Origin of the sequence: Streptomyces sp. NPDC005925, assembly GCF_040638805.1 — a bacterium.
Lineage (GTDB): Bacteria > Actinomycetota > Actinomycetes > Streptomycetales > Streptomycetaceae > Streptomyces.
This window is the reverse complement of sequence record NZ_JBEXVL010000011.1, coordinates 120,859-141,784: the sequence shown is the minus strand read 5'-3', so window position 1 is coordinate 141,784 and position 20,926 is coordinate 120,859. Positions and strand designations below refer to the sequence as shown.

Genomic DNA, 20,926 nt, shown 5'->3' with positions numbered 1-20,926 from the left:
CCAGCGGTCGAGTGAAGGAGGAAAGGAGGAGAGGACTGGCTGGGCCGCGGGGGCGCCCCGGGGGGAAGGCGGCGGAGCGAGGAGGAGAGGAGGGGAGGAGGGGGCAGAGGAGGCGAGGCTGGAAGAACGGCTCGAGGTGGAGAGAACGACGGGAGCTCGACGGGGAGCTCAGTCGTTCGAGAGCTCCTCGATGACGGTCGCGCCCAGTTCGCGTACGAGCAACTCCGTCCCGGAGAGGGCCGACTCGTCGAGGTCGGGGTCGTCGTCCTCCGGAATGTCGTCCTCGGGCGAGACGGGGGGCGGGGCAGAGGGCCGGGGCACACGTGCGGGCGCGGTGGCGGTGACTCCGGTGGACTGTGCCGGGGTGGGCTGGTGTGCGGACGACGCGGACGGGTTCGCCGGCGGCGGGGCCTGCGGGGGTGCCGGGCGGGACGCGGGCGCGCCGCCCCCGCCGTACCCACCGGCGGCGCCGCCTCCGTAGCCACCGCCGCCCTGACTGCTCGGGCTGCCGCCGCCGAAGCCGCCCGGAGGGCCGGGCGGGGCGGGGGCACCTGTTCCGCCGGACGGGTCGACGATCGCCTCGATCTTCCACTGGACGTTGAACTGCTCGGCCAGCGCCTGCCGCAGTACGTCCTCGCTGCCGCTGCTCAGGAAGTTGTCCCGCGCACCGGCGTTGACGAAGCCGATCTGGAGTGTCGTGCCGTCGAAGCCGGTCACCTGGGCGTTCTGGCTGAGCAGGATCCAGGTGAACCGGCGGCGGTTCTTGACGACCTCCAGGATGTTCGGCCACAGCATGCGGGGGTCGAGACCGCCGGCGGCCGGGGCCTGGGCCGGGGTGGGGGCGGGCCCCTGGGCGGCCGGGGACTGCGAGGCTGCCGGGGGGGCGGGGTGGTCGGGGGACCCGGATGGGGCTGCCGGTGCGGGAGCGCCCGCGGATGCGCCCGACGTCGCAGCCGGGGGTGCCGGGGACTGTCCGCCGCCGCCCGCGGGAGCCGCGGTGGGCCAGCCGCCGGGCCTGCGCCCACCGCCGGCGGCGGCCGGTGTGGGCCATGCGCCGGGAGCGGGGGCGGGTACTGCTTCAGCGGCTGGTGCCCGGTCCGGCTGCGGGGCCGAGGCCGTGACGGTCGAGGAGGCCTCGGCTGCCGGGGCGGGGGCAGGGGGCGACGGGGGCTGGGCAGCCGGGGCCACATGCCCCGGCGTACCGGAAGGGCTGGAGGGGCCGGAAGGGCCGGCCAGGCCGGAGGCGGCCCCGGTGCCCCCCGCCGGGTCGGAGGTACCGGATCCCCCGCCTGCGGCACGCACCGCCGCTCGGGCCGCCGCGGGACCTCCACCGGGCGAAACGGGCGCGGCCGGAGGGACGGCTGCCGGAGGGGCGCCTGCCGCATGGGCGTCGGGGCCGGGCACGTACCCCATGGCGGGCGCGCCCGCTCCGCCGGAGAAGGCGACGCCGCGCTCGATCCGGTCCAGGCGCGCCATGACGGACCGCTCGTCACCGTAGGCGGCGGGCAGCATCACGCGGGCGCAGATGAGTTCGAGCTGGAGGCGCGGGGAGTTGGCGCCCCGCATCTCGGTGAGGCCCTCGTTGACGAGGTCGGCGGCGCGACTCAGCTCGGCGGCGCCGAAAGTGCCCGCCTGGGCCTGCATCCGCTCGATCACGTCGGCGGGGGCGTCGATGAGCCCCTTGTCCGCGGCGTCGGGCACGGCGGCGAGGATCACCAGGTCGCGCAGGCGCTCGAGCAGGTCGGCGACGAAGCGGCGCGGGTCGTTGCCGCCTTCGATGATCCGGTCCACGACCTCGAAGGCGGCGGCGCCGTCGCCGGTGGCGAAGGCCTCGACCACGGAGTCGAGCAGGGATCCGTCGGTGTAGCCGAGCAAGGAGGTCGCCATGGCGTACGTCACCCCGTCCGCCCCGGCGCCGGCCAGCAACTGGTCCATGACGGACATCGAGTCACGCACGGAACCTCCGCCGGCCCGCACGACGAGCGGCAGGACGCCGTCCTCGACCGGGATCTCCTCCTTCCCGCACACCTCGCCCAGGTATTCCCGCAGGGTGCCGGGCGGCACGAGCCGGAACGGGTAGTGGTGCGTGCGCGACCGGATCGTCCCGATGACCTTCTCGGGCTCGGTGGTCGCGAAGATGAACTTGAGATGCTCCGGAGGCTCCTCGACGACCTTCAGCAGGGCGTTGAAACCGGCCGACGTGACCATGTGGGCCTCGTCGATGATGTAGATCTTGTACCGGCTGCCCGCAGGTCCGAAGAAGGCCTTTTCGCGCAGGTCACGGGCGTCGTCCACACCACCGTGCGATGCGGCGTCGATCTCGATGACGTCGATGGAACCGGGCCCGTTGCGCGCGAGGTCACGGCAGGACTGGCACTGGCCGCACGGGGTGGGCGTGGGCCCCTGCTCGCAGTTCAGACAGCGCGCCAGGATTCGCGCGCTGGTCGTCTTGCCGCAGCCGCGCGGACCACTGAACAGGTACGCGTGATTGACCCGGTTGTTCCGCAGCGCCTGCTGCAACGGGTCGGTGACATGCTCCTGCCCGATGACCTCGGCGAACGACTCCGGGCGATAGCGGCGGTACAGCGCGAGAGACGACACGCATACGAGGTTATAGGCGCCCACCGACAACGAGTCCCGCCACGGAACGCGGGGAAGGTCACGCCGACGGATCGAGGAAGGGCCGGGCCTCCGATGGAGAGGGAGGGCGGAGTCCCCGAGAGAAGGGGAACGCCCGGGCAGGCCGCCCGGACCGGGGCCGCGGGGCGGGGATCACGCGAACGCCCCCCACGCACCCGCCAGAGCCAACCTACCCTTGCTGCCTTCCGGCCCTGGGGGAGTTCAGTCAGATAGCGCCGCGTGAGGGGCTGCGCACAGCTTACCTGATCCCGCAGGCAGGGAACGAGTTCGCGAGCACTCCCCGCCGTCATGTAATGTTCCCGACGGAGGATTCGCCTAGAGGCCTAGGGCGCACGCTTGGAAAGCGTGTTGGGGGCAACCCCTCACGAGTTCGAATCTCGTATCCTCCGCCAGTGCCTCACCGGGCACGATGTCGAAGGGCCCCCTGGAAACAGGGGGCCCTTCGTCGTTGGCCTCACACCCCGTGTCCTGTGTCTTTGTCCACGGTGAGGTTTCCGGGGCTCCCCGGATCGCGCGCTCGATCTTCCGGGCCGGCTCCCTGAGCATCGAAGTCGGTCACATGCATCGGTGGCGCAGGGCCGCGGCCGGCCGTGGCTCGCCGGCACCGGCGCCGCCGGGCAGTACCCGGGTCAGTACCACCGATCCAGCACGGGGCCCGGGCGGCGCCCACCCGTGCGTGCCGGGTTCGGGGGGGCTGGAAGGCGGATGCCAGGGCCGGCACGGGGGTGGAAGCGGGGTCTGGCCGATTCGGCGGTGCGGTCAGGAAGCGCGGCGCTCCGGTCGCGGCAGAAGTGGCGGGGCGTCGCTGTCCCCGTTGACCTGCCCCACGGTTCGCACGACGCATCAGGAGGGGCGGGTTCGAATGCGCGCTGCTCAGCGCCGTTCGTCGTCAGTCCGGGATGCGGACCCGTCGTGTCACCGTCACCTGGTCCAGGTCGGACACCCGGATCGTCGCTCGCATCGTCCAGGTGCCGGGGAGGGGGAGGGTGAGGGTGTCCGTGGTCCAGTAGCCGCCTCGGTCGGTGAGGGCGGCGTCGAGGGGGCCCACCTCGCGGGACGTGAGGGTGAACGTGAGGCGGAGTCCGGGGACCGTGGCCGGGCCGCCGTCTCGGGCCAGGACCACGGCTTCCACCCGGTTACGGCCCACCCGGCCCGGGTCGAGGGTGATCTGCACGGTGCCCTGCCCCCCGGCCCCGCCCACGTCGAACGGGACGGAGGTGACGGTCGCCGCGGGCATACTCCCCGCAGTCGTCCCGTCCTGGTCAGTCTCCGCCCCAGCCTCCGCCGCCGTCCGGCCCGGCTGTGTGCCGGTCAGCGCGGCCGTCAGCAGGAGGACGAGGACGCCCACTGCCGCCTCGGTGAGGACCGAACGGCGCAGGCCCCGGCGGTGGGCGGCGTCCTCGTCGGGGTCGGAGGCGGGTTGCGTCGCCGGGTTCCGTTCCGGCTCGGGCCGCGTGTCCGTCGGCAGCGGCGGGCCTCCCGCCGGTTGGGGGACCCGGTGCCCGGCCGTCGCCGTCCCCTTCGCCGCCCAGTGGCGCGAGCGGGTCGCCGCTCCCAGCAGCAGCGCCACCAGCGCCAGTTTGCCGAGCAGGAGACGGCCGTACGGGGTGTCCGTGAGGGCCTGCCAGGAGCCGAGGCCGCGCCAGGACTGGTAGGTGCCCGTGACCACCAGGACCGTCACTGAGCTCAGGGCCAGGCGGGAGAAGCGGGTCACCGTGGACGCCGGGAGCGGAGTCGGCGAACGGTGCAGGGTGGTCAGGAGGGCCGTCAGGCCGCCCAGCCAGGTGGCCGTCGCCAGGAGGTGCAGCACCGCGGACGGCATCGCCACCGGTACCTGGATTCCGGCGGAGGCGTGGTCGGCCGCCGCCCAGGTCAGGGCCAGCGCCACCGCCAGGGCGGCGCCCGTCACGAGGACTGGCGGAGTAGTACGGACCTGCCGGTCGCGGCTCCGGGACAGCCGTACGTACAGGGCGCCGCAGAGCACCAGCAGGGCGAGTCGTGCCACGAGTGCCAGGCCCGGGCGGGTCGTCGCGGTGCGGGCGAGGCCTGCCGGGTCCAGCGCCCGGGCCGGGGAGGCTCCCGACTCGTACGGGGCGCGCAGGAGGAGCAGGACGACCGTCGTGGTCAGCAGGGCCCACCAGCCGGTCAGGAACGGGGCCCGCAGGGGGGCGGTGTGCGGCGGTCGGCACAGGGCCGCGAACGCCGCCGTGCCGATCAGCAGGGCCGCGGCCAGGTAGGCGAGGTGGCGGGCGGCGGCGTGCAGGCCCCCGGTCAGCGGGTTCTCGGCGGCGGTGGGGATCGCCGCGGGGGTGGGTGTGGGCGCGCCCACGGAGAAGGTGAACGCCCCGGACACCGGGTGGCCGTCCGCCGAGACGACCCGCCAGGCAACGGCGTACGTACCGCTGCCGAGCGCTCCCGGCAGCGTCGCCCGCGCCGTGTCCGGGCGGGCGCCGGCGTGGGCCGAGCCGCCCGCGACGACTTGGCGCCCGTCGGGGCCGTAGACGCGGAAGGAGTCGTCCAGCAAGGCCACGGATTCGGTGAAGGTCAGGGTGAGGTGGCGGGGCGCCCGTTCGAGGACGGTTCCGTCGACGGGGTTCGTGGCGCGCAGCGCGGCGTGCGCGGAGGCGGGGGCGGCGGCACCGAGCAGCAGGAGGGCGAGAGCGGCACCGAGCAGCAGCATGCTCCGCGGGTCGCCCCGCACCCCGTCACGTCCCACGCCCCGGCTCCGTCCCCGCAGTTGCCTCTCGGGAAGGGGTACGGAAGCGGGGGCTCCCGTGCTCAGCGGCCCCGCCCTCGTGTCCGGCCGCCCCGTCCGCGAGGGCAACACCGAAGGCGCCGGCATCCGGGGCGCCTCTCCCGGAAGGGCGCGGCCCCCGGCTCGGCGGCTGCTCGGCCCCGCCGCCGTGCTCGCCCCCGCGTCGGCGCTACCAGTGCCGGCGCTACCAGTGCCGGCGCTACCAGTGCGGGCGCGCCGACACTCCCCCGTCCACCACCAGGTCGTGGCCCGTCACCCAGGACGCCAGGGGGGAGGCGAGGAACACGCACGCGTTCGCGACGTCCTCCGGGCGGCCCAGGCGGCCTGTGGGAGCTGCCCGGCGCCAGCGGCGTACGCCGTCCGGCCAGGCCTGCGCCAGACCCTCGCGGTCGATGAGGCCCGGGGAGACCGTGTTGACGCGGATGCCGTGCGGGCCGTACTCCAGGGCCGCCGCGCGGGCGTGCATGACGACCGCGGCCTTCGCGGCGCTGTAGTGGGCGTGGCCCGGGGCCGGGGTGTGGGCCTCGACGGAGGCGATGTGGGTGACCGAACCCCCGTCGTCCTGGGCGCGCATGAGGCCGGCGGCGGCCTGGGTGCAGGCGAAGACGCTCGTGAGGTTGGTGTCGACGACCGTGCGCCACGCGTCGGCCGTCATGCCGGGGAGGTCCTGGACGGGTTGGATGCCCGCGTTGTTGACCAGGGCGGTCAGCCGGCCGCCGCCAAAGTCGGCGGCCTCGTGGACCAGGCGGCGGCAGGCGTCCTCGTCGGTCAGGTCGGCGCGCAGGACGACGGCCCGCCCGCCCGTCTCCCGGATGCGGCCCGCCGTGTCGTCCGCCGCCGCCACGGCCGTACGGCAGTGCAGGGCGACGGCCGCGCCCTCCTCGGCGAAGCGCAGGGCGACGCCCCGGCCGATGCCGCCGCTCGCGCCCGTGACGAGGGCGACCTGCCCTCCGAGCAGTCCCCCGGCAGGCACGCTGCTCCTGGTGTTCCCGCTGCTCATGGGCGGCACAGCGGTACGATCCGGGCGGCCTCGGACGGGTAACGCGCCGTGAGGTCCGCCGGGTCGCCGTGCTCGTAGTCGGCGTAGGTGAAGCCGGGCGCCATCGTGCAGCCCAGGAAGCTCCAGGCGCCGTCCGCGGCGACCCGCCCGCCCATCCAGGTGCGGGCCGGGACGGTGAACTGCACGTGCTGGCCGGCGCGCAGGTCCGGGCCCAGCACCACCGTGCGCGACGAGCCGTCGGGGGCGAGGAGGAGCAGTTCCAGGGGGTCTCCGAGGTAGAAGTGCCAGATCTCGTCGGTGGGGAGGCGGTGCAGGGCGGAGTGCTCGTCCGCCGTCAGCAGCACGACGATGGCCGACCCCTCGGGTCTGCCGTCCGCCCGCTCGGGCCCGGCCCAGGTGCGCCGGAACAGGCCGCCTTCGCGTGGGATCGGTTCCAGTCCGTAGTGTGCGACGAGGTCGTCGGGATTCACCCGCCGAAGGCTACCTCCCGGGCGGGGGCCCACCAGGTCGCGGCCCACCGAGCTCCGGCCGGATGTCGCCGGGCTCGGCGTCGTACGGTGCCGCTCGACCTCCCGCTGCCGGGCCCGGTCGCACCCGGTCTCCGCCCACGCCGACCGCTGCCGTCCGCCGCGAAACCGCACGGCCGCCCCGCAGACCCATGACGGTCCCCTCACAGGGCGCCTACGCCTCCGCCGCGAGCCCCGGTACACGGCCCCACCACACAGCCCCGCCGTACGGCGGTCCCACCGGCGCGCGCCCGCGTGCCCGGCGCGGGATGATCGACGCATGGACGTCACCCTTCACCTCGCCCAGGACCCCGAGGCCGACGAACTCCTCGGACGCAGTCCGCTCGCCGCGCTGATCGGCATGCTGCTGGACCAGCAGGTTCCGATGGAGTGGGCGTTCAGGGGGCCGTCGACGATCGCGCAGCGGCTCGGCACCGACGACCTGGACGCGCACGAGGTCGCCGCGCACGACCCGGAGGCCTTCGCCGCGCTCCTGTCGGAGAAACCCGCCGTGCACCGCTACCCGGGCTCCATGGCCAAGCGGATCCAGCAGCTGTGCCAGTACCTCGTCGAGCACTACGACGGTGACGCCGAGGCGGTCTGGCGGGCCGTGGACAGCGGCGCCGAACTGCTGAAGCGGCTGGAAGCCCTGCCCGGGTTCGGGAAGCAGAAGGCACAGATCTTCCTCGCCCTGCTGGGCAAGCAGCTCGGCGTACGGCCGTCCGGCTGGCGCGAGGCGGCGGGAGCGTACGGCGAGCCGACGTCGTACCGCTCGGTCGCGGACATCACGGGCCCGGAGTCACTGGCGAAGGTCCGCGCGCACAAGCAGGAGGTGAAGGCGGCGGCCAGGGCGAAGGCCACCGGCACGTAGCCGACGGGGCCGGGGGTACGGGGTACGGCCCGGCGGCCTCGGACGGCTGCCGCCTCCGTCCGCGCCACGGGCCATCACGCGGCCCGCCGTCGCGGGGCCGCCGCCTGGCCGCCCTCCCCCGGGCTCGCGGCTTCGCGCGACTCCGGTGACCCCCGTCGTCCCGGCGGCACAACCACCGCGGCCACACGGACCGTTGCCCGCGTACAGGCGGGAACGTGGCGCGGGGTGTGCGAGGTGTGCCGTTCGGCTCGGCCACCACCGCCGAGTGCCGGGAAGCCGGACCAGGGGCGTGCCCCGCCGCGGATCACGCCACCGCCCCACGCCCCGCACCCCCCACGCCTCTCCGACCCGCCCGCCCGCCGGACCGAGGGCGCACCCGCCCCACAACGGGCACCGCACACACGAACTTCGCATTCCCGTTCGCCCGTCTTCATGACGCTTTTCGGCGTCGCACTCGCTCGCCATGGCTGCGCCCGGAACGTCTCGACCGGTAGGCTTTCCGTGTGATCTTCAAGCGCATCGGAAACGGCCGGCCGTACCCCGACCACGGCCGGGAAAGCACCCGGCAGTGGGCGGACGTCGCGCCGCGCCCGGTCCGCCTCGATCAGCTCGTGACGACCAAGCAGCAGCTCGACCTGGAAACCCTCCTCGCCGAGGACTCGACCTTCTACGGCGACCTCTTCGCGCACGTGGTGAAGTGGCAGGGCGACCTGTATCTGGAGGACGGCCTGCACCGCGCGGTCCGCGCGGCCCTCCAGCAACGCCAGATCCTGCACGCGCGCGTCCTGGAGCTGGACTGAACACCCCACGCCGTACACGCCCATAAGCCGTCGTACGCCCCGATTACCCGCTCGGCCCTTGGCCCTTTCGGGTTGGACTGAGCGGTGTCGAATGATCATCTAGTAGGCATCGCCGTTGGATCGCACTACGCTGCGCCCATGAGCATGCTGACTCCCCCAGGCATGGGCGGCCAGTACCGGATCACGGGGGACAAGTACCCGCGGATGCGCCGACGCCGGGGCCGCAGGATGGCGGTGATCACCGTCGCCTGTGCCGCTGCACTGGGTCTGCTCGGCTGGGGCACGCTGCAGCTCATCGACGTCTTCACCGGCGGCGACAAGGCTTCCGCGGCCGGTTCCGCCGAGGACTGCCCGCCCGGGGCGAGCGCCTCCCCGAGTCCCGGCGTCCCGGCCGCCCTCCCCGCCCCCGGCACGATCAAGGTGAACGTCCTCAACGCCACGACCCGCTCCGGCCTCGCCAAGAAGACCGCGGACGAACTGAAGAAGCGCGGCTTCCGCATCGGCGAGGTGGGCAACGCGTCCAAGAAGTACGACAAGAAGGTCAAGGGCACCGGCATCCTGCTGGGACCGACCACGGCCCTGAAGACCTCGCTGCAGGTGCTCGGTACACAGCTCACCGCCGCCGAGCCCCGCACCGACGCCGCCCGCAAGGGCGTCGAGGTGGACCTGATCATCGGCGACGCCTTCAAGAAGCTGACGCCCGAGGCGGACGCCTCGAAGGCCCTGACGAAGCTGACGCACCCCGCGCCGGCGCCGACGAATTCACGGAAGGGCTGCTGAGCCCGGGAGACCGCGGAACCGCCACAACGGCAGAGGCGAGGGGCCGCTGAACCCCAGCGGCCCCTCGCCTCATGCCTGCCACGCCTGCCATGCCTGCCACGCCTGCCACGCCTGCTCGACGGGCCTGCCCGGCAGTCCGACTCGGCAGTCCGACTCGGCGGTCCTACTCGGCCGCCCCGTACATCCGGTCACCCGCGTCACCGAGCCCCGGCACGATGTAGCCGTGCTCGTTCAGGCGCTCGTCCACGGACGCCGTCACGACCGTCACCGGCGTGCCCGCCAGGTGACGCTCCATGACCTCGACGCCCTCGGGCGCTGCCAGCAGCACCACGGCGGTCACGTCGTCGGCGCCGCGCCGGATGAGCTCCTGGATCGCCGCGACGAGCGTGCCGCCGGTCGCCAGCATCGGGTCCAGGACGTACACCTGACGCCCCGACAGGTCCTCCGGCATGCGCGTGGCGTACGTGGAGGCCTCGAGCGTCTCCTCGTTGCGGATCATGCCGAGGAAGCCGACCTCGGCAGTCGGCAGCAGCCGGACCATGCCGTCCAGCATGCCGAGCCCGGCACGCAGGATCGGCACGACCAGCGGACGCGGATGGGACAGCTTGACGCCGGTGGTCCCGGAGACCGGGGTCTTGATGTCGACCACTTCGGTGCGCACGTCCCGCGTGGCCTCGTAGGCCAGCAGGGTGACCAGTTCGTCGGCGAGCCGGCGGAAGGTCGCGGAGTCGGTGCGCCGGTCGCGCAGCGTGGTGAGCTTGTGAGCGACCAGGGGGTGGTCGACGACGTGGAGACGCATGTCCCCAACAGTAACCGGGCCCGCCGTCCGCCACGCGCTGGCGTCAAACGGCCCGTTCGGGGGAAAGTGGGAGGGACGGACGAGGGTGGTGTGCCGATGCCTGACCTTCCTGATCTGCCCGACCGGCAGAAGCGGCCCGACGGGCCCAACCGGCCCAACCGGACCGACGGGCCCAACCTGCGTGACCGGCCCGACCGGCCCGACCGGCCCGGCCCCGGAGTCGATCGGGACGCGCCGCCGGGCGGTCCGATGCCGCCGATCGAGCGGACCGGCCCGGAGACGGACGCCGAACGCCGGCAGCGCCGGGCCCGGTTCCTGCGCGACCTCGCCGAGGCGCGCGAGCTGCGCGACCGCGTGCAGCCCCGCCGGGCCAAGGCCGCCAGGCTCCGCCACGCGATGCGCATGCGGACGTTCCGCTGGTAGATCCGCCCCGGGAGTGAGGTCCCGGCCGCGCCACCGGACCCGGCGCGGCCGGGGGGAGATCATGTGCGGGGCCGGTGTCGCGGCGAGTGACACGTACGCCCCACGGGTGGCGGCGACCCGCGTGTCGGCCCCCGCTGCACGGACCCGATCGTGACCTGCGGGGAAAACTGCCGGACACAGGGAGCCGAAGACGTCCCCTGGGCGCCTTGTTTCTGCCACGATGCCGAGTGGGTGGGACTCGGAAAAGCACTCCCGCCCGCAACCTCCGCCGGGGGGAACCCCAACCGGCACGCCTATGACCAGTGGGAGAGTCACGGTGTACTTCGCCGCACTGCTCGCGCGCACCGAAGACGGGTGGGAAGCGAGCGACACGGAGCTCGACGATGTGGAGACCCTGTCGGACCTTGCCGACCTGGCCCGGGAAGCCTCCCCGGACGAGGACACGGTGCTCGTACTGATCGAGCAGGAGAGCGGGTGGTTCGGCGTCGTCCGCGTGGACGGCGAGGAGGATCCCCGTATCTACGTCTCGGACGCCGCCGCCGCTGCCCGCAGCAGCTACGGCGAGATCCTGCTCACCGACGAACTGCTCGGCCGGGAGCCCGGGGACGACGCCCCCGACCTCGACGCCCTCGATCTCGACGGCACGGAGGACGGTGATGCGGACGACGACGCGGCCGACGGCGGCGACACGGACACCGGTCTCGGTTCCGGTTCCGGTTCCGGTTCCGTCGGGGCCGTGCCGCACGGCTCGGTCGGCGACGCGCAGATCCTGGAGGACCTGGGTGTCACCGAGAAGGAGCTGCGTTCGTTGGACGGCGACGCGCTCAGCGAGATCGCCGAGGCCCTGGGCGCCTCGGAGGTGCTGGAGACCGTCCGCTGACCGGGGACGACACCGACGACACGGCGGCGCGGGTCCCGGACCCGGTCCGGGACCGCTGGCGTGCCGCGATGCGGCTCGCCCTGGAGGAGGCCCGGCAGGCCGGCCGGGGCGGTGACGTCCCCGTCGGCGCCGTCGTGCTGGCCGCAGACGGCACGACCGTGCTGGCCGTCGGGCACAACGAGCGCGAGGCGACCGGCGATCCGACGGCGCACGCCGAGGTGCTCGCGCTGCGGCGGGCCGCCGCCGGGCTGGGGCAGTGGCGGCTCGCCGACTGCACGCTGGTCGTCACCCTGGAGCCCTGCACGATGTGCGCGGGCGCGCTGGTGCAGTCCCGCGTGGACCGCGTCGTCTACGGCGCCCGCGACGAGAAGGCGGGCGCGGCCGGCTCCCTGTGGGACGTCGTACGGGACCGTCGGCTCAACCATCGGCCCGAGGTGATCGAGGGCGTGCTCGCAGGGGAGTGCGCCGGGCTCCTGACGGACTTCTTCCGCGCCTGCTGAGTCCTCCCGCGCGCCCCGGCAGCGCCCGGGAATCCGATTTCAAACCACGGCCCCCCTTGGGGTAGGGTCTCCCTCGGTAGCGTGTCCGAGCGGCCGAAGGAGCTCGCCTCGAAAGCGAGTGTGGCGCAAGTCACCGAGGGTTCAAATCCCTCCGCTACCGCTGAAGAAGGGCCTCGTCGCAAGACGGGGCCCTTCCTGCTGTTGATCTCCGCGGCGGACCGCCGGTTACACTCGCGGCCGACAGGCGGGCGCCACCCGGGCGTGGGACTCAGAGGGCACAGGGGAGCAGGGGAGGCCGCAGTGGCGGTGCATGCGAAGAAGATCGCCGTCTATGTACTCGTGGTCTTCATCTCGTACGTGATCATCACCGACCCGGCGAAGGCCGCCGACTACGTCCAGATAGGGTTCCAGGGCATCTCGGACGCCGCCAAGGCCATCGGCGACTTCATGACGTGGATCGCCAACGGAGGGAAGTCATGATCCGACACCTGGTCCTCTTCAGACTCAACGAGGGCGTCCGGCGCGACGACCCGCGCGTGGAGAAGGGCGTCGAGGCCTTCGAGTCGCTGGACGGCAAGATCCCGGACATCCGCTTCTGGGAGTGCGCCTGGAACATCAGCGACCGGCCCATCGCGTACGACTACGCCATCAACTCCGCGTTCGACGACGAGGCCGCGCTGCGCCGCTACGCCGAGCACCCCGAGCACCAGGCGGGCGTCGGACTGTGGCGGGAGTTCGCCACCTGGGTGATCGCCGACTACGAGTTCTGATCCCCGGGCCCGGGGCTTCGTCTCGGGCCCGGAGCTCTGCGGCCCGGGCTCCCGGGGCCTCGGTCCCCGCTTCTCTCCCCGCGCCCCTCGCCATGCCGGCGAGGGGCTTTCGCATGCACATTATCCCTCTTATCTCTTTTATTCCTCAACACGGCGTCATGCGGTGCTTGCGCACAGTGCACATGTCTTGTGATGCTATGACCGCTTTTGACGGATGATTGACCGATGCGTCGAGCGACGAGTCGACCGAGGACGAAGAGGTGGCGGTGACCGTGTCGGCCAGTACTGCGCCACCCCAGGACGAGGCCTCGGCCCGTGGCCCTGCCCAGGCACCGGCCCAGCCGTCGGCGTCGACCCCGGCCCAGTCACCCGCGCCCGCGCCGGAGAAGCGCCGGGGCGCGGACACCCGGGCGCTGACGCAGGTGCTGTTCGGGGAACTCAAGAAGCTCGAGCCGGGTACGCCGGAGCACCACCGCGTACGCACGGCGCTCATCGAGGCCAACCTCCCCCTCGTGCGCTACGCCGCCGCCCGGTTCCGCTCCCGCAACGAGCCGATGGAGGACGTCGTCCAGGTCGGCACCATCGGCCTGATCAACGCCATCGACCGCTTCGACCCGGACCGGGGCGTGCAGTTCCCAACGTTCGCGATGCCCACCGTGGTCGGCGAGATCAAGCGGTACTTCCGCGACAACGTCCGCACCGTCCACGTACCGCGCCGGCTGCACGAGTTGTGGGTGCAGGTCACCAGCGCGACCGAGGACCTGACCACGGCCTTCGGGCGCTCGCCGACCACCCGCGAGATCGCCGAGCGGCTGCGCATCTCCGAGGAGGAGGTGCTGTCCTGCATCGAGGCGGGACGGTCGTACCACGCGACGTCGCTGGAGGCCGCGCAGGAGGGCGACGGGCTGCCGGGGCTGCTCGACCGGCTCGGCTACGAGGACCCGGCCCTGGACGGCGTCGAACACCGCGACCTCGTACGGCACCTGCTGGTCCAGCTCCCCGAGCGGGAACAGCGCATCCTGCTGCTGCGCTACTACAGCAATCTGACCCAGTCGCAGATCAGCGCCGAACTCGGCGTCTCCCAGATGCACGTCTCCCGGCTGCTCGCGCGCAGCTTCCAGCGGCTGAGGTCCGCGAACCGCATCGAGGCGTAGGGCGTACCGGCACAGCTGTGCAATCGAAAGCGTGAGCGACACGTCACCGGGAAGAGCGAATCGCTCGCCCGGGGGTTCGCACCACTTGCTGGCCGAAGGTCCGTCAGGCCCCTTGTTTCCAGGGGCGATCCACGTCTCAGATGTCGACATGTCTCTACAGCGCGTTGCCGACATGTGACATTCTGCGGGAAGCGCGTTTGCCGAAGCTCCGGCTCCGGTATTCAGGTGGAGGCTGCGTTCCTCAGTGGGAGCGTCCGCCACGACCGTCCCGCGACCCAAAGGGGGTGGCATGTCCGCAGAACAGGGCAGCTCGAAGGTGCTCACGCTCGCGGAGAGCGACTCGGCTCCGCATGCGCTCGGCACACTCGGCCCCATCGATGACGTACCGCCCCTCGAGGCCGCGCCGGCTCCGGCGATCCCGGCCCCGGAAGCCATCGACACCCGCACGCTGTCCCGTTCCCTGTTCCTGCGGCTGGCCGCTCTCGCCGAGGACAGCCCCGAGCGGGGCTACGTCCGGGACACCCTGATCGAGCTCAACCTCCCGCTGGTGCGCTACGCGGCGGCCCGCTTCCGCTCGCGCAACGAGCCGATGGAGGACATCGTCCAGGTCGGCACGATCGGCCTGATCAAGGCGATCGACCGCTTCGACTGCGAACGCGGCGTGGAGTTCCCGACGTTCGCGATGCCGACCGTGGTGGGCGAGATCAAGCGGTTCTTCCGCGACACCTCGTGGTCGGTGCGTGTGCCGCGCCGGCTCCAGGAGCTGCGGCTGGCGCTGACGAAGGCGAGTGACGAGCTCTCCCAGAAGCTGGACCGCTCCCCGACGGTGGCCGAACTCGCCGCGGTGCTGGGCGTGTCCGAGGAGGACGTCGTCGACGGCCTCGCGGTCGGCAACGCGTACACGGCCTCCTCGCTGGACTCCCCGGCACCGGAGGACGACGGCGGCGAGGGCTCGCTCGCGGACCGCCTCGGCTACGAGGACACGGCCCTGGAGGGCGTGGAGTACCGCGAGTCGCTGAAGCCGCTGCTGGCCAAGCTGCCGCCCCGCGAGAGGCGCATCATCATGCTGCGCTTCTTCGCCAACATGACCCAGTCGCAGATCGGCGAGGAGGTCGGCATCTCACAGATGCACGTCTCCCGGCTGCTGACCCGGACGCTGGCCCAGCTGCGCGAGGGCCTCATCTCCGACTGACGTACGTCGACGCGCACCCGTACGTACTGTCGTAGGCATGGCGCGGCGCGGCACGGCGGGCCCTTCCGGCCCGCCGTGTCCGCGTGATCCGCCAATGTGTTTCCGCGCGTCCCTGCGCCGCGCTCCGCGCGGCCCGTGATCTCCTACTTCAGCGCCAGCCAGGCCACCGCCGCGATGACGGCGACGGCGACGACCACGCCGATGATCAGGCCGATGCGCGGGCCGGCCGGGGCGGCGGCCTGCCGGCCCTGGGGCGCCTCGTCGACGAACGCGCGGAACATCTGGGTGCTGCCGGCGGGATCGGGGGTGCCCTGTGGGCCCTGGTTGTTAGCCATGGGCCGAGACACTAGCGAATCCCGGGGGCGCGGCCCAAGAGCGGACCCGACTCCTCCACCGGATCCACGAGCACCCCGCCCACCTGCACATTTACATGTGCAATACATGCCTTTGCCAACTTTTGATTCCCGCACCCCCGTCTTTATTTGCCTCCCGCAACTAAATACTCCTATGGTTGCCCTAAGCAACGAACGTGGGAGGTGTGATGGCCGGACAGGCGCAGTACGCGGAGCTGATGCGCCAGTTCAGCGCCTTCGGGGCCGTGAAACGCGAGCTCGGGCGCATGATGCCGGCCGACTGCCCGAGCGGTTCCGCCGCCGTGCTGACCCTGCTCCAACTGCACGGGGACATGCGCATGAGCAAGCTCGCCGAGCTGCTCGCCGTGGACATCTCGGTGACCAGCCGCCATGTCGCGCACTTGGCCGAGCGCGGCTGGATCCAGCGCTCCCGCGACCCGGCGGACAAACGCTCCCGCATCCTGCACCTCACCCCCGCGGGCCTGGCCCAGATCGACGAGCTGTCCCGGCGGACCACCGAGATGCTCGCCCGCCGGCTGAGCGACTGGAACGACGACGACGTCGGCCATCTGATCCGCCTGATGTCCCGGCTGCGGGCAGACTTCGACGACGGCCGGTGCACCCCGGCCGCCCGGCCGGCCACGCCACCCGGCGCCGGCCCGTCTCCCGCCGCTTCCTCCGCTCCCGCCACGCGCACACCCGCGCAGGCATCCACGCGCACCCCCGCGCGTGCACCCACTCGTACGTCCACCCGTACACCCGAGATCACCACGTAAGAGAAGGAAGTCCATGGCAACGACCACACCGGCCGGTGTGCGGGCTCATGCCAAGCACGGGGGAGGCGCCTCCGACGCCGCTCCCATGACGCACCGGCAGATCATGGAGGCGCTCTCCGGGCTGCTGCTCGGCATGTTCGCCGCCATCGTGTCGTCCACGATCGTCTCCAACGCCCTGCCGGAGATCATCACCGACCTCGGCGGCGGCCAGAGCGCCTACACCTGGGTCGTGACCTCCGCGCTGCTGGCGATGACGGCCTCGACGCCCCTGTGGGGCAAGCTCGCCGACCTCTTCAGCAAGAAAGTCCTGGTGCAGATAGCCCTCTGCGTCTACGTCGTCGGCTCCGTGGTCGCCGGCCTGTCGCAGAACCCCGGCCAGCTGATCGGCGCGCGCGTCATCCAGGGGCTGGGCGCCGGCGGTCTGACCGCGCTCGCCCAGATCATCATGGCCGCGATGATCGCCCCGCGGGAGCGCGGCCGGTACTCCGGCTACCTGGGCGCGACCTTCGCCGTCGCGACCGTGGGCGGCCCGCTGGTCGGCGGTGTCATCACCGACACCGACTGGCTCGGCTGGCGCTGGTGCCTGTACGTGGGCGTGCCGTTCGCGCTGATCGCCCTGTTCGTACTGCAGAAGACGCTGCACCTGCCGGTGACCCGGCGGAAGGTCAAGGTCGACTGGGCCGGCGCCTTCTTCATCACCGCGGCCGTCTGCCTGCTGCTGGTCTGGGTGACCTTCGCCGACGACAAGTACGCCTGGCTGTCCTGGCAGACGTACACCATGGTCGGTGGAGCGCTGGCCCTGACGCTGGTCTTCCTGCTGGTGGAGACCCGGGCGAGCGAGCCGATCATCCCGCTGCGCCTGTTCCGCAACCGCACCATCGCGCTGGCCTCGGTCGCCTCGCTGTTCGTCGGCATCGCGATGTTCGCGGGCACCGTGTTCTTCAGCCAGTACTTCCAGCTGGCGCGCGACGAGTCCCCGACCATGTCGGGCATCATGACCATCCCGATGATCGGCGGCCTGTTCGTGTCGTCCACGGTCTCCGGCCTGGTCATCACCAAGACCGGCAAGTGGAAGGCCTGGCTGGTCACGGGCGGTGCGCTGCTCACGGCGGGCCTCGGCCTGCTCGGCACCATGCGCTACGACACCGAGTACTGGAGGCTCGCCGCGTTCATGGCGGTCATGGGACTCGGCATCGGCATGATGATGCAGAACCTGGTGCTGTCCACGCAGAACCAGGTCGCCCCGCAGGACCTCGGCTCCGCCAGCTCCGTCGTGACCTTCTTCCGCTCCCTGGGCGGCGCGGTGGGCGTCTCGGCGCTCGGCTCCGTGATGTCGACCCGGATCACGCACTACGCCGAGGACACCGTCGGGCAGCTCGGCCCGCAGGCCCGCCGGGCGGCGGGCAAGTCCATGGGCAGCGGGTCGCTGCCGGACATGGACCTGCTGCCCGCGCCGGTCCGCACCTGGCTGGAGAGCGCGTACGGACACGGCATCGCCGACATCTTCCTGTACGTCGCGCCCGTCGCGTTCCTCGCCTTCCTGGTGACCCTGTTCATCAAGGAGGTTCCGCTGCGCACCACCGGCGCGCTGGCCCAGGCCGCCGAGGCCGACGCCCGGGCCGGCGCCGAGGCCCTCGCCAGGGCCGACGCCGAGGCCGTCGCCACAGGCGTCGCCGGGGCGCCCGCGCCGGTCGTCCCCGCCGAGCAGATCCCCGCGCCGGTCCAGGCCCCGGCCCCGGGCGGCGCGGCGAACCTCGCGGCGGACACCGGGGCCGGCGAGGCCGCCGAACGGCCCACCGCGGCGCAGCCGCTCGCGGCCGTCGCCACGGTCACCCGTGACGAGGAACCGGCCACCGGTGCCGGCACATCGGTGCGCGGTTTCGTGCGGGGCGCGGAGAGCGCGCCGGTGCCGCGGGCCGCGGTCACACTGATCTCGCTGGCCGGCCGGCAGCTGGGCCGCTCGGTCGCGCAGAGCGACGGTTCCTACGCGCTGGACGCGCCGGGCGAGGGCTCGTACGTGCTGATCGCGTCGGCCGACGGCTACCAGCCGCAGGCGTCCACGATCGTCGTGAACCGTGAGCCGGTGTCGTACGACATCCTGCTCAGCGGCACCAGTGGGCTGACCGGTGTGGTGCGGGCCGCGCAGGGCGGGCAGCCCGTCAAGGACGCCATGGTGATCGTCACCGACGTACGCGGTGAACTGCTGGCCACCGCCACCAGCGGTGAGCAGGGCGACTTCACCCTCACCGAGCTGGTGCCGGGCATCGTGACGGTCGCGGTGAACGCCGCCGGGTACCGGCCGAAGGCCCTGCCCGTCGAGTTCGGCGCCACCGGCGTCACCCGCCTGGAGGTCGACCTGGACTCCGGTGCCCACCTCCAGGGCACCGTCCGGGCACCGCACGGGCCGCTGGCCGACGCGCGCGTGACGCTGGTCGACGCCGCCGGCAACGTCGTCGGCACCGCCACCACGGGTGCGGACGGGGCGTACGCCTTCACCGACCTGGGCAGCGGCGAATACACCGTCATCGCCACCGGCTACCCGCCGAAGGCGACCGCGCTGACGCTGTCGGGCCCCGGCGCCGACGGGCACGACATCACACTCGCCCACCCCGGCGAGTAGTCCGGCACCGGCCCGTGGCGGTGTACGCGCCCTTCGCGGTGCGCGCCGCCACGGGCCGGTTCCTTTCGGACCACGCCCAATCGATTCAGACCACTTCAAGATCAGTCGGCACATGCGTGCCGTTCTGGCCAGTGCGCAAGGCTTGCAGGGAGAAAACGGGATGGGACTGACCGCGAGGATCCGCACCCGGGACGGATGGGCCGTGTCGCACGCGGTCGTCACGGTGACCGACACGACCGGGGCGCAGGTGCTGCGCGCCGAGGCCGACACCGAGGGCGCGGTGCGGCACCCGGACCCGCTGGCGCCCGGCGCGTACACCGTCATCGTCACCGCCGTCGGCTACGCGCCCACCGCGTCGAGCGCCATCGTCACGGCGAGCGGGCGCGCCGAGATCGGCACGGTGACTCTGGCCCGGCACGGCGGCAGCGAACTGCCGCCGCCCGGACCGTGGACGATCGACCCGGCGCACTCCAGCGTCGCCGCGGTCGCGCAGCACCTGGGGATCTCCAGCGTGCACGGCCGGTTCACGGACTTCTCCGGCAGGATCGACATCGCCGCAGGTGACGTCACGAAGTCGCGGGTGGAGGCGGTCATCCGGGCCGACTCGATCAACACCGGCAACGGCATGCGCGACGGCCACCTGAAGTCGCCGGACTTCCTGGACGTCGAGAAGTACCCCGAGATCACCTACCGTTCGACCGGCGTCAGCGAGGCCGGGCCCGACCGGTGGACCGTGCACGGCGAACTCGGCCTGCACGGCGTCGTACGCCCCGTCGACCTCGACCTCGCCCACCTCGGCACCGGCGCCGACCCGTGGGGCGGCACCCGCGCCGCGTTCCGGGCGACGACGCAGCTGCGGCGCGAGGACTTCGCGATGAACTACAACCAGGTCGTCCAGGCGGGCATCGCCGCCATCGGCACGACCCTGCGCGTGCAGCTGGACATCCAGGCGGTGCGGGGGACTTCGCTGCCGGTCGTGTGAAGCCGTCTTTGACGCCCCGGGGGCGGGGGCGGGGGGCCGGGGGCGCGGGGGCAGAGGGCGCGGGCAGGGGCGGGGGTCCGGGAGCGGGGGTCCGGGGGTGCTGCCGGTTGTCTGTGGACCCGTTGCCAGGACCGGTGGTGGGGACCGGTTGCCCGGGGACCGGTTGTCCGGGGACCGGTTACCTGGGGACCGGTTACCTGGGGATGCGTCGTCTGGGGGGACCGGTTGTCGACGGGTCGTCCAGGATGGGGTGTTCCGGGGCCGGTCGTGGGACGGGACTACTTCCCGCCGCGGGCGGCGGTCTCGCTCGCTCTCGTCACCAACTGGTCGCACAAGTCGCGGAGTTTGACGTTCCGGTCCTGTGAGACGCGCCGCAGCCGCTCCAGGGCGAGGCGGGCGTCGATCCGTTCGCGGGCCATGATGATGCCGATGGCCTGGTCGATGACGCTGCGGGACAGCAGGGCGGTGCGCACGTCGGCCGCCGACTCGCGCCGCCGCTCCACGCGCAGCGCCACGTTCACGGCGTCCGCCACGCGAGCCGCGAAGGCGCGGGCCCGCTCCCGGTCCGCGCCGAGCACACCGGGCCGCACCCCGTAGAAGTTGATCGCGGCGCGCGTCCCACCCTCCACGTCCAGCGGCAGCGCCAGCACACAGCGCACCCCGGCCGACAGCGCGTACGCGGTGTACGTGGCCCAGCGGGTCTCGGTGGCGAGGTCGGGCGCGTACTGCTCGGTGCCGGTCTCGGCGGCGGTCACACAGGGTCCGGAACCGTGCTCGTACTGCCGTTGGTCGAGGCCGCTCGGCATGCCGCTGCTGCCCGCGAGGGTGAGCAGCCGGTCGCCACGGCGCACCGTGATGCTGCACGCGCCGGCACCGGGCACCGCGTCGACCGCGCGGTCGGTCAGATCGCGCAGCAGCGTGTCGAGGCCGCCGCTGCGCGCGACGGCCTGCTCCAGCGTGTCGGACATCTCGGAGGTCTCGAAAGTCATGGACGTACGGGTATCCCGGCGACGGGTGTTGACGCCCCGGTCCCTTATCGGCCGGTGCTCCGGTGATGGCTCGGGGCGTGCCTCGGGCCGTACCTCGGGCTGCCGCCTCGGGCGCTGTCCTGGCCATGCCTCACAC

Annotated in this window: 20 protein-coding genes, 2 tRNA genes and 1 other RNA gene; 15 read left to right on the top strand and 8 right to left on the bottom strand. The window is 72.8% G+C overall.

Annotated features, from left to right (window positions below; translation table 11 throughout):
* Positions 1–168: 168 nt before the first annotated feature.
* Together ABZ354_RS16180 and ffs are read right to left on the bottom strand one after the other, a co-directional pair.
* A complete protein-coding gene (locus ABZ354_RS16180) occupies positions 169–2,601 on the bottom strand; it encodes a DNA polymerase III subunit gamma and tau (protein ID WP_358657104.1) in 2,433 nt (810 codons plus the stop codon).
* Between the two features lie 174 nt (positions 2,602–2,775).
* Positions 2,776–2,872, bottom strand: an RNA gene (ffs, locus tag ABZ354_RS16175) — signal recognition particle sRNA small type.
* 72 nt (positions 2,873–2,944) lie between these two features.
* On the opposite strand from ffs, the gene ABZ354_RS16170 reads away from it, so the two are divergent.
* Positions 2,945–3,032 (top strand) — tRNA-Ser (locus ABZ354_RS16170).
* 497 nt (positions 3,033–3,529) lie between these two features.
* Here ABZ354_RS16170 and ABZ354_RS16165 read toward each other — a convergent pair.
* The 3 genes from ABZ354_RS16165 to ABZ354_RS16155 all read right to left on the bottom strand — a co-directional run bounded on the left by ABZ354_RS16165 (position 3,530) and on the right by ABZ354_RS16155 (position 6,865).
* Positions 3,530–5,317: a copper resistance protein CopC gene (locus ABZ354_RS16165; RefSeq protein ID WP_358657192.1), complete on the bottom strand. Its 1,788-nt coding sequence runs from the start codon at positions 5,315–5,317 to the stop codon at positions 3,530–3,532.
* Between the two features lie 277 nt (positions 5,318–5,594).
* Positions 5,595–6,395 carry a glucose 1-dehydrogenase gene (locus ABZ354_RS16160; RefSeq protein ID WP_358657102.1) on the bottom strand — a complete coding sequence of 267 codons (801 nt, stop codon included), beginning with the start codon at positions 6,393–6,395 and terminating at the stop codon, positions 5,595–5,597.
* Positions 6,392–6,865 carry a cupin domain-containing protein gene (locus ABZ354_RS16155; protein WP_358657100.1) on the bottom strand — a complete coding sequence of 158 codons (474 nt, stop codon included), beginning with the start codon at positions 6,863–6,865 and terminating at the stop codon, positions 6,392–6,394. The genes ABZ354_RS16160 and ABZ354_RS16155 overlap by 4 nt, the downstream gene beginning before the upstream one ends.
* Before the next feature lie 316 nt (positions 6,866–7,181).
* Between ABZ354_RS16155 and ABZ354_RS16150 the strand changes: the two genes are divergently transcribed.
* The 3 genes from ABZ354_RS16150 (at position 7,182) to ABZ354_RS16140 (ending at position 9,352) form a co-directional block, all read left to right on the top strand.
* Entirely contained in the window at positions 7,182–7,772 is a 591-nt protein-coding gene (locus ABZ354_RS16150; protein ID WP_358657098.1) for an HhH-GPD-type base excision DNA repair protein, read from the top strand.
* Between the two features lie 503 nt (positions 7,773–8,275).
* Positions 8,276–8,572 (top strand): type II toxin-antitoxin system VapB family antitoxin, encoded by a 297-nt coding sequence (locus ABZ354_RS16145; protein WP_358657096.1) that lies wholly within the window; start codon positions 8,276–8,278, stop codon positions 8,570–8,572.
* A 162-nt stretch (positions 8,573–8,734) separates the two neighbouring features.
* A complete protein-coding gene (locus ABZ354_RS16140) occupies positions 8,735–9,352 on the top strand; it encodes a LytR C-terminal domain-containing protein (RefSeq protein WP_358657190.1) in 618 nt (205 codons plus the stop codon).
* A 163-nt stretch (positions 9,353–9,515) separates the two neighbouring features.
* On the opposite strand, the gene upp is transcribed toward ABZ354_RS16140, so the two are convergent.
* A complete protein-coding gene (upp, locus tag ABZ354_RS16135; protein ID WP_358657095.1) occupies positions 9,516–10,151 on the bottom strand; it encodes a uracil phosphoribosyltransferase in 636 nt (211 codons plus the stop codon).
* 96 nt (positions 10,152–10,247) lie between these two features.
* Here upp and ABZ354_RS16130 point away from each other — a divergent pair, with 96 nt between their 5' ends.
* From ABZ354_RS16130 to ABZ354_RS16095, 8 genes are all read left to right on the top strand, one after another.
* The gene (locus ABZ354_RS16130; protein ID WP_358657197.1) at positions 10,248–10,574 is read left to right on the top strand and encodes a hypothetical protein; all 327 of its coding nucleotides are present in this window, start codon (positions 10,248–10,250) and stop codon (positions 10,572–10,574) included.
* Positions 10,575–10,890: 316 nt separating this feature from the next.
* The gene (locus tag ABZ354_RS16125) at positions 10,891–11,454 is read left to right on the top strand and encodes a hypothetical protein (RefSeq protein ID WP_358657188.1); all 564 of its coding nucleotides are present in this window, start codon (positions 10,891–10,893) and stop codon (positions 11,452–11,454) included.
* A 68-nt stretch (positions 11,455–11,522) separates the two neighbouring features.
* Positions 11,523–11,954 carry a tRNA adenosine(34) deaminase TadA gene (tadA, locus tag ABZ354_RS16120; protein ID WP_358657093.1) on the top strand — a complete coding sequence of 144 codons (432 nt, stop codon included), beginning with the start codon at positions 11,523–11,525 and terminating at the stop codon, positions 11,952–11,954.
* A 75-nt stretch (positions 11,955–12,029) separates the two neighbouring features.
* Positions 12,030–12,114, top strand: a tRNA-Ser gene (locus ABZ354_RS16115).
* A 140-nt stretch (positions 12,115–12,254) separates the two neighbouring features.
* On the top strand, positions 12,255–12,434 hold the full coding sequence (locus ABZ354_RS16110) for a hypothetical protein (RefSeq protein ID WP_358657091.1): 180 nt from the start codon (positions 12,255–12,257) through the stop codon (positions 12,432–12,434).
* Positions 12,431–12,724 (top strand): Dabb family protein, encoded by a 294-nt coding sequence (locus ABZ354_RS16105; protein ID WP_358657089.1) that lies wholly within the window; start codon positions 12,431–12,433, stop codon positions 12,722–12,724. The genes ABZ354_RS16110 and ABZ354_RS16105 overlap by 4 nt, the downstream gene beginning before the upstream one ends.
* 266 nt (positions 12,725–12,990) lie before the next feature.
* Positions 12,991–13,878: a SigB/SigF/SigG family RNA polymerase sigma factor gene (locus ABZ354_RS16100; protein ID WP_358657186.1), complete on the top strand. Its 888-nt coding sequence runs from the start codon at positions 12,991–12,993 to the stop codon at positions 13,876–13,878.
* A 289-nt stretch (positions 13,879–14,167) separates the two neighbouring features.
* Positions 14,168–15,070, top strand: a complete 903-nt coding sequence (locus ABZ354_RS16095) for an RNA polymerase sigma factor SigF (RefSeq protein WP_358657087.1) — start codon at positions 14,168–14,170, stop codon at positions 15,068–15,070.
* 143 nt (positions 15,071–15,213) lie between these two features.
* Here ABZ354_RS16095 and ABZ354_RS16090 read toward each other — a convergent pair whose 3' ends face one another.
* Complete coding sequence (locus ABZ354_RS16090) at positions 15,214–15,405, bottom strand: hypothetical protein (RefSeq protein ID WP_358657086.1); 192 nt, start codon at positions 15,403–15,405, stop codon at positions 15,214–15,216.
* A 206-nt stretch (positions 15,406–15,611) separates the two neighbouring features.
* Here ABZ354_RS16090 and ABZ354_RS16085 point away from each other — a divergent pair, with 206 nt between their 5' ends.
* The 3 genes from ABZ354_RS16085 to ABZ354_RS16075 all read left to right on the top strand — a co-directional run bounded on the left by ABZ354_RS16085 (position 15,612) and on the right by ABZ354_RS16075 (position 19,801).
* Positions 15,612–16,199 (top strand): MarR family transcriptional regulator, encoded by a 588-nt coding sequence (locus tag ABZ354_RS16085; protein WP_358657084.1) that lies wholly within the window; start codon positions 15,612–15,614, stop codon positions 16,197–16,199.
* 13 nt (positions 16,200–16,212) lie between these two features.
* Complete coding sequence (locus ABZ354_RS16080; RefSeq protein WP_358657082.1) at positions 16,213–18,819, top strand: MFS transporter; 2,607 nt, start codon at positions 16,213–16,215, stop codon at positions 18,817–18,819.
* Positions 18,820–18,979: 160 nt separating this feature from the next.
* A complete protein-coding gene (locus ABZ354_RS16075) occupies positions 18,980–19,801 on the top strand; it encodes a YceI family protein (protein ID WP_358657080.1) in 822 nt (273 codons plus the stop codon).
* Positions 19,802–20,079: 278 nt separating this feature from the next.
* Here the strand turns inward: ABZ354_RS16075 and ABZ354_RS16070 are convergent, their stop codons facing one another.
* Positions 20,080–20,790 carry a GAF and ANTAR domain-containing protein gene (locus tag ABZ354_RS16070; protein WP_358657078.1) on the bottom strand — a complete coding sequence of 237 codons (711 nt, stop codon included), beginning with the start codon at positions 20,788–20,790 and terminating at the stop codon, positions 20,080–20,082.
* Positions 20,791–20,926: the final 136 nt, after the last annotated feature.